General features: G+C 73.6%; 8 protein-coding genes and 1 pseudogene. 1 reads left to right on the plus strand and 8 read right to left on the minus strand.

Going from position 1 to position 7,455, the window contains the following annotated elements:
* Positions 1 to 13 precede the first annotated feature (13 nt).
* The 4 genes from N869_RS03600 to clpS are packed head-to-tail and all read right to left on the minus strand — an operon-like array spanning position 14 to position 2,570.
* A complete protein-coding gene (locus N869_RS03600; protein ID WP_035057957.1) occupies positions 14 to 811 on the minus strand; it encodes an MBL fold metallo-hydrolase in 798 nt (265 codons plus the stop codon).
* The gene (gene murI / locus N869_RS03605; protein ID WP_035057985.1) at positions 808 to 1,653 is read right to left on the minus strand and encodes a glutamate racemase; all 846 of its coding nucleotides are present in this window, start codon (positions 1,651 to 1,653) and stop codon (positions 808 to 810) included. The genes N869_RS03600 and murI overlap by 4 nt, the downstream gene beginning before the upstream one ends.
* Before the next feature lie 28 nt (positions 1,654 to 1,681).
* Positions 1,682 to 2,287: a DUF2017 family protein gene (locus N869_RS03610; protein ID WP_035057988.1), complete on the minus strand. Its 606-nt coding sequence runs from the start codon at positions 2,285 to 2,287 to the stop codon at positions 1,682 to 1,684.
* A 10-nt stretch (positions 2,288 to 2,297) separates the two neighbouring features.
* Entirely contained in the window at positions 2,298 to 2,570 is a 273-nt protein-coding gene (gene clpS, locus N869_RS03615) for an ATP-dependent Clp protease adapter ClpS (RefSeq protein ID WP_035057990.1), read from the minus strand.
* Positions 2,571 to 2,664: 94 nt separating this feature from the next.
* Here clpS and N869_RS03620 point away from each other — a divergent pair, with 94 nt between their 5' ends.
* A complete protein-coding gene (locus N869_RS03620; protein ID WP_035057960.1) occupies positions 2,665 to 4,053 on the plus strand; it encodes a nicotinate phosphoribosyltransferase in 1,389 nt (462 codons plus the stop codon).
* Positions 4,054 to 4,161: 108 nt separating this feature from the next.
* Here N869_RS03620 and N869_RS17645 read toward each other — a convergent pair whose 3' ends face one another.
* From N869_RS17645 to N869_RS17650, 4 genes and pseudogenes are all read right to left on the minus strand, one after another.
* On the minus strand, positions 4,162 to 4,320 hold the full coding sequence (locus N869_RS17645; RefSeq protein ID WP_198025948.1) for a hypothetical protein: 159 nt from the start codon (positions 4,318 to 4,320) through the stop codon (positions 4,162 to 4,164).
* Positions 4,321 to 4,502: 182 nt separating this feature from the next.
* Positions 4,503 to 6,260 (minus strand): DEAD/DEAH box helicase, encoded by a 1,758-nt coding sequence (locus tag N869_RS03625; RefSeq protein WP_035057992.1) that lies wholly within the window; start codon positions 6,258 to 6,260, stop codon positions 4,503 to 4,505.
* Positions 6,261 to 6,325: 65 nt separating this feature from the next.
* Complete coding sequence (locus N869_RS03630) at positions 6,326 to 6,652, minus strand: DUF3039 domain-containing protein (RefSeq protein WP_035057963.1); 327 nt, start codon at positions 6,650 to 6,652, stop codon at positions 6,326 to 6,328.
* A gap of 24 nt (positions 6,653 to 6,676) precedes the next feature.
* A pseudogene (locus N869_RS17650) lies at positions 6,677 to 7,455 on the minus strand (hypothetical protein); the annotation flags it as partial.

Raw genomic sequence — 7,455 nt, forward strand, 5'->3', positions numbered from 1 at the left:
GCCTAGGGGAGCCTCACAGGCGGACCACCAGACCGGGCCGCGCCACCTCGATCGGCCCGTCGAACACCGCCGAGGCCTCCTTGTGGGCCGCCCCGGGCGGGTTCCACGCCGGGATGTGCGTCAGGACCAACCGCCCCACCCCACCCTCGGCAGCGACCTCCCCCGCACGCCGACCCGTCAGGTGGATGTCCCTGACGGGGTCACGACCCTCCACGAACGACGCCTCCGCGAGCAGCACGTCCACACCCGCGGCCAGCTGCGACAGGCCCGGGCACGTGTCCGTGTCACCGGTGTACGCCAACGTCACCTCACGCGAGGGGTCGTCCTCGCTGGGGCCCTGCACCCGGATCCCGTACGCCGGGACCGGGTGGTTCACCGCCACCGGCGTCAACGACATGGGGCCCACCCGCACCGGCCGCCCCGGCTGCCACGCGTGCACGGCCAGCTGGTCCGCCATCGACTCCCCCGGCTCCAACCCGTACGCCTGCCCCAACCGGGACGCCGTGCCGAACGGGCCGTGCACCGGCAGGGGACGGCGCCGCCCCGGACCGGTGCCGATCGGCCGGTACTTCAGGTACACGTACAACCCGCTCACGTCCGCCACGTGGTCGGGGTGCAGGTGCGACAGCCCCAGGGCGTCGACCTCCGTGGGCGGGCAGAACCGCTGCAACGCCCCCAACGCCCCGCTGCCCAGGTCCAGCAGCACGTTCCAGGTGCGCCCCGCCTCGTCCTCGGCCTGCACCAGGTACGACGACGCCGCCGACTCCGGCCCCGGGAACGACCCCGCGCACCCCACCACCGTGACCCTCACCGCGGCGCCCCCAGCACCCGGGCCACAGCCCGCAGCTCGTCCGCCGGCTCCACCGACGCGACCTCCGGCCCCAGGAACCGTCGGGCCAACGCCTGGAACGACGCCGCATCACCGGTCGCCAAGAACCTGTGACCAGGGGGCCCCGCCGCCGGGTCACGCTCCAGGCCGTGGGCGACCAAGGTGCGGTACACGTCCTTCGCGGTCTCCTCCGCACTGGACACCAGCGTCACGCCCTCACCCATCACGTACGAGATCACCCCCGTCAGCAGCGGGTAGTGGGTGCACCCCAGCACCAACGTGTCCACACCGGCCCCGACCACAGGCTCCAACGACTCCCGCGCCACCTCCAGGGCCTGCGGGCCCGACGTCGTGCCGGCCTCGACCAGCTCCACGAACCCCGGGCACGCCTGCGACGTCAACGTGATCCCGGACGCCACCGCCAAGGCGTCGTCGTAGGCGCGCGAGGCGACCGTCGCCCGGGTACCGATCACCCCCACACGGCCCGTGCGCGTCGCAGCAGCCGCGCGCCGCGCCGCAGGCAGGATCACCTCGACCACCGGCAGGCCCCGGCGCTGGGTGTACCGCTCGCGCGCGTCCCGCAGCACCGCGGCGGACGCGCTGTTGCACGCGATCACCAGCATCTTCACCCCGGCGTCGACCAGGTCGTCCATGACCTGCAGCGCGTGGGCCCGCACCGCGGCCAACGGCTTGGGCCCGTACGGGCCGTTCGCGGTGTCACCGATGTACAGGACGGACTCGTGCGGCAGCTGGTCCAGCACGGCCCGCGCCACCGTCAGCCCCCCGACACCGGAGTCGAAGATGCCGATCGGTGCGTCGTTCACGGCCACGAGCCTAGCCCCGCCCACGACCTCACGACGCAGGCGTACCCAGGTCCGTCAGCATCAGGTCCACCAACGACTCCTGGAGCATCCCCAGGACCAGGTACACCGTCGCCAGGAACCGACGCCGCATCTCCTCCGGGTGGTGGTCACCCAGAGGGTCCGACCCCACCAACCGGTACAGGCGATCGGCGTCGGAGTCGTTGCGCACCCCCAACCGCTCCGAGGTGACCAGACGCACGTCCGTCAGCGCCGCCGCGACCCGGCCCGCCTCGCTCGGCAGCACCACCACGTCGGGCTGCGCACCCTGCAGCACCGCCCGCAGCCGCAGCAGGCTGTCGGTCTTCGAGGCACGCAGGTCGTCCTCGGTCAGGCGCCGGAACTCGGCGTTCACGTCCGGGTCGACCGAGGCGTCGGGCAGGAGCCTGCGCAGCGCCGGGTCCTGCGGGGTGGGCTTGTCCTCCACCGCCATGCGCAGCGCCTGCAGCGGGTCCTCCGCGTGCGCCAGCGGCTCCGGCGCCCCCGCATGCGCCGACAGCAGGGCCACCACGTCGTCCACCAGCTCGATCAGGACCGCGCGCTCCGTGGAGTCCACCCGCGCCACGTACGCCCCACCGTCCTTGCGGAAAGCCCTCACCACACCCCCGTCACAACGCCGGCTGGGCCGTGGCCCACAGGCCGAAACCGTGCATGGCCTGCACGTCGATCTCCATCTGCTCACGGCTGCCGGACGCGACCGTGGCCTGCCCCTCCTCGTGGACCTGACGCATCAACGCCTCGGCCTTCTCCTGGGAGTAGCCGAAGTAGCTGCGGAACACGTACGTCACGTAGCTCATCAGGTTGACCGGGTCGTTCCACACGACCGTCGTCCACCCCTCCACCAGGGCAGCCTCGTCCCGACGGAGGTCCGCCAGCGGCATCGAGGTCACGGTCACGTCCACAGGACCAACTCTAGGCACCCCGGGACTTCCACGCCGCACGGCAGGGCCCACCACGCCCCCGTACCGTGGGCCCATGAGCGCAGAGCCGCCCTCCCCACACCGCTCCCCGGCGGCGAGCCACACCGGGACAGAGCGCCGGTCCACGGCCCTGCACACCGACCGGTACGAGCTCACCATGCTGCAGGCGGCGCTCGCCGACGGGACCGCCCAGCGGCACTGCGTGTTCGAGGTCTTCACCCGACGGCTGCCCCCGGGGCGCCGGTACGGGGTGGTCGCCGGCACAGGTCGCCTCCTGGAGGCGTTGTCCACGTTCCGGTTCGGCGACGCCGAGCTCGCCTACCTCTCCCGTGAAGGTGTCGTGGACCGGGCGACCCTGGAGTACCTGGCCGACTACCGGTTCCACGGCACGATCAGCGGCTACGCCGAGGGCGAGTGCTTCTTCCCCGGGTCCCCCGTCCTCAGCGTCGAGGGGACCTTCGCCGAGGCCGTGCTCCTGGAGACCCTCGTGCTGTCGATCCTCAACCACGACTCGGCCGTCGCCTCCGCCGCGTCCCGCATGACCGGCGCCGCGATCGGCCGCCCCTGCCTGGAGATGGGCAGCCGCCGCACCCACGAGGAGTCCGCCGTGGCCGCGGCACGCGCCACCGCCGTCGCAGGGTTCGCCGGCACCTCCAACCTGGAGGCCGGCAGGCGCTACGGCCTGCGCACCATCGGCACCGCCGCCCACGCCTTCACCCTGCTGCACGACGACGAGCGGTCGGCGTTCGCCGCACAGGTCCGTGCCCTGGGACCCGGCACCACCCTGCTGGTCGACACCTACGACGTCGCCCAGGGCGTGCGCAACGCCGTCGAGGCGGCCGGCACCGACCTGGGAGCGGTGCGCCTGGACTCCGGGGACCTGCCCTTCCTCGCCCAGGAGGTGCGCCACCAGCTGGACGCGCTCGGGGCGACCGGCACCCGGATCGTGGTCTCGTCCGACCTCGACGAGCACGCCATCGCCGCGCTCGCCGCGGCACCGGTCGACTCCTACGGCGTGGGCACCTCTGTGGTCACCGGTTCCGGCGCACCCACCTGCGGCATGGTCTACAAGCTGGTGGCCCGGGAGGGGCCGGACGGCACCCTGCAGCCGGTGGCCAAGGCGTCGGCGACCAAGAAGAGCCTCGGCGGCCGCAAGCAGGCCGCACGCCGCCTCGACGAGTCCGGTCGCGCGATCGAAGAGGTCGTCGTCGGGGGCCCGGACCACGCCGTCACGGGATGGACGCCCGACACCGCCGACCTGCGCCCCCTGCACGTGCCGCTGGTGAACGACGGGGCCGTGGACACCCGGTGGACCGGTGCCCCCGGGGTGGCGCTCGCCGCGCAGACCCACGAGCGGTCCCGCGCCGAGCTGCCACCCGGCGCCACGAGGCTCTCGGCCGGCGATCCCGCCGTCCCGACCGTGCAGACCACCCTCACCGACTGAGAGGCCCCGGCGCCCACCGCACCGGAACCTCACCGCCCCAGGAAGACCCCGGACACACAGGTGCCCGGGAGCCGACCGGCTCCCGGGCACCTGTGTGCAGGGTGGGGGTTAGACCCTGGTGCTGCGACCACGCCCCACGAGGCCGAGGATGAGGCTCACGACGAGAACGATGATCCCGAGCCAGATCAGGAACTGTGCCGCCTCGACCGCGATGCCGAAGACGAGGAGGACGACGCCGACGATCAGGATGAGCAACCAGCTAGGCATGATGCGAGCCCTTTCTTCCGGGGTGACCGCTCGGGGATCCCTTGCGGTCGGCTTCGGTAGAAGCGTGGCAGGAGTTGTTCAGATGCGCATCCTGAACGGGCAAGTCGGGCAGAAGTTGTTCAACTTCGGTGCGAATCTGCTGGTCAGGGGCGCGACGTGCGAACCACTTGAGAAGCGAAAGGTCACCGACGCCCGACGAACCAGTCACGCACCATCGCGATCCGGGCCTCGACCTGGGGTGCGGAGGCCAACGGCACCTCAGGCCCACCGCACCGCCGTCGCAGCTCGTTGTGGACCGAGCCGTGCGGCGTGCCCGTGCGCCTGGCCCACGCCGAGACGAGCGAGTTGAGCTCCTTGCGCAGCTCTGCCAACCTGCGGTGGTCCACCACCGGCTCGGCCGAGCGTCCCGACGCCTTCGTCTGGCGGGACTGGCGCTGCCGCAGCAAGGTGCTGACCTGGTCGGCGTCCAGAAGGCCCGGAAGACCGAGGAAGTCCTGCTCCTCGTCCGACCCCACCTCGGCGCCGGTCCCGAACTCCCCGCCGTCGAACAGCACCCGGTCGAAGCTCGCCTGGGCCTCGAGCGCCTGGAAGGCGCCCACGACCCCGTCCTCACCGACGACGTCCGCCGACCGCTCGGTACGGTTCGCAGCCTCCAGCAGCCCGTCCTCCAGCCCGGGGTCCTCAGCCATCGGCCGGTCCAGGGCGTGGTCGCGCTCGACCTCCAGGGACGCCGCGAGCGCCAGGAGCTGGGGGACGCTCGGCAGGAACACCGAGGCGGTCTCCCCGCGGCGGCGCACCCGCACGAACCGGCCCACGGCCTGGGCGAAGAACAGCGGGGTCGCGGTGGACGTCGCGTAGACGCCCACGGCCAGTCGAGGGACGTCCACGCCCTCGGAGACCATGCGGACCGCGACCATCCACCGGCTGGTCCCGGCCGAGAACTCGTCGATGCGGTCCGAGGCGCCGTCGTCGTCGGACAGGACCACGGTGGGTGCCTCGCCCGTCACGGCCCGCAGGTGCGCGGCGTAGGCGCGGGCGTCGGCCTGGTCGGTGGCGATGACCAGGCCGCCGGCGTCGGGGACGGTGCGGCGCACCTCTGACAGCCGCCGGTCGGCCGCTGCGAGCACCGAGGGGATCCACTCGCCCTCGGGGTCCAGGGCGGTGCGCCAGGCCTGGGCCGTCATGTCCTTGGTGAGGTCTTCGCCCAGGCGTGCGCTGACCTCGTCCCCGGCGCGGGTGCGCCACCGCATCTGGCCGCTGTAGGACAGGAACAGGACGGGGCGGACGACGCCGTCGCGCAGTCCGTCGCCGTAGCCGTACACGTAGTCCGCGACGGACCTCCGGATCCCGTCGGGGTCGGGGGCGTAGCTGACGAAGGGGATCGCGGCGGTGTCGGAGCGGAACGGGGTGCCGGTGAGGGCGAGACGCCGGGTGGCGCCCTCGAAGGCCTCCCGGACGGCGTCCCCCCAGGACAGCGCGTCACCGGCGTGGTGGACCTCGTCGAGGATCACCAGGGTGGGTGCGGCTTTGGTGCGTGCGGCGTGCAGGGCGGGCTTGGACGCGACCTGGGCGTAGGTGACCGCCACCCCGTCGAACGCGGCGCCGTGGCGACCCTGGCTGTTGCGGAAGGTCGGGTCCAGGCGGACGCCCACGCGGGCCGCGGCGTCGGCCCACTGCCGCTTGAGGTGCTCGGTGGGTGCCACGACCGTGACCCGGCGCACCACCCCGGCCTCCAGCAGGTTGGTGGCGACCCGCAGGGCGAACGTGGTCTTACCGGCCCCCGGGGTCGCGACCGCCAGGAAGTCGCGGGGCCCGCGGGACTCGTAGGCCTCGAGCGCGGCCGCCTGCCAGGCGCGCAGCTTGCTCGCGGTCCCCCACGGGGCCCGAGCGGGAAAGGCCGGTGACAGGTGCGAGGCGGCGGCCGCAGAGGGGCTGGACACGCCCGCGTGCCCGCCACCGGGCGCGCTGCCCGGTGCGGTGGTGCGAGCGCCGTCGAACCGCGCGCTCACCGTCCGCCGGAGGAGTCGGAGCCGCCGTCCTGCGGTTCGCGCAGACCGTCGTAGATCTCCTTGCACACCGGGCACACGGGGAACTTCTTCGGGTCGCGGCCGGGGACCCACACCTTGCCGCAGAGCGCCACCACCGGGGCGCCGGACAGCGCCGAGTCGAGGATCTTCTCCTTGCGCACGTAGTGGGCGAACCGCTCGCGGTCGCCGGGCTCGAGCTCCTCGCGCAGCTCGGTGCGCTCCAGGACCCCCGTCGACGTGCCCGAACCGGGGCCCGGCTGAGCGGGGTCGTCGGGACCGGTCGCGGGGGGCATCGGCTCGCTCATGCGCAGGAGTCTACGGGAGACCGGTCACACCAGACGGGCTGCGAGCCTGGGCGCGCGGCGGTCCAGGACACGCCCACCGAGGACCACCCCGACCGCGAGCAGGGCCCCACCCCCCAGCACCCCCAGGCCGAGGGCGACCCAGGCCATGACCGGGTCCCACCACAGCGCCGCGGCGTAGACCAGCAGCACCGGGGAGGCCAGCACGAGGGTCACCAGGGAGGTGACCAGCTGGGCGACGAGGCCTGCGCCGAGGGAACCTGCCGGCGCGGCGAACGGGTTGCCGCCGGCCTGCGGGACGGGGTAGACCAACGAGGCGCTGCTCACCGCCGAGACGGCCAACCCGGTCAGCAGGACGCCGACCCCGGCACCCACCGCTGCGACCCCGAGGTCGGGCCGGCCCGAGGTGACACCTGCCAGGACGCCGACGAGCACCACCAGCGGGACCGCCCAGGCGAGGACGGCGGCGGCCCGACCGGCGCGGTCCGTCCACCCGGCGGGCCGGGCGACGACGTGCATCCAGAACGCGGAGCCGTCGTAGGCGACGTCGTTGTGGCGCCCCCAGCCGATGGTGCCCCCCATGAGGGGCGCGATGCTCAGCACCACCGCCGCGGGGGCCTCCACGACCGCACCGAGGAGCAGGACGATCACGAGCGGTAGCGCGACGGAGGCGAGCATCGCGCTCAGGTACCGGGGGTCGGCCGCCCAGTAGCGCAGGCAGCGCCGGGTGACGGCCCCGACCTGGAGGGCGGACGGGTGCGCGCCTGCGGTGGTGCGCGGGCCGCGGCCCCGCCCCACGAGCAGGT

The sequence above is a fragment of the Cellulomonas bogoriensis 69B4 = DSM 16987 genome, from assembly GCF_000767165.1.
Lineage (GTDB): Bacteria > Actinomycetota > Actinomycetes > Actinomycetales > Cellulomonadaceae > Actinotalea > Actinotalea bogoriensis.

Bases quoted from the DNA above. Each gene is read 5' to 3' on its own strand.
- N869_RS03630 (WP_035057963.1), bottom strand. From the start codon at position 6,652: ATGAGCGAGCCGATGCCCCCCGCGACCGGTCCCGACGACCCCGCTCAG.
- N869_RS03620 (WP_035057960.1), top strand. From the start codon at position 2,665: ATGAGCGCAGAGCCGCCCTCCCCACACCGCTCCCCGGCGGCGAGCCAC.
- clpS (WP_035057990.1), bottom strand. From the start codon at position 2,570: ATGCCGCTGGCGGACCTCCGTCGGGACGAGGCTGCCCTGGTGGAGGGG.
- N869_RS17645 (WP_198025948.1), bottom strand. From the start codon at position 4,320: ATGCCTAGCTGGTTGCTCATCCTGATCGTCGGCGTCGTCCTCCTCGTC.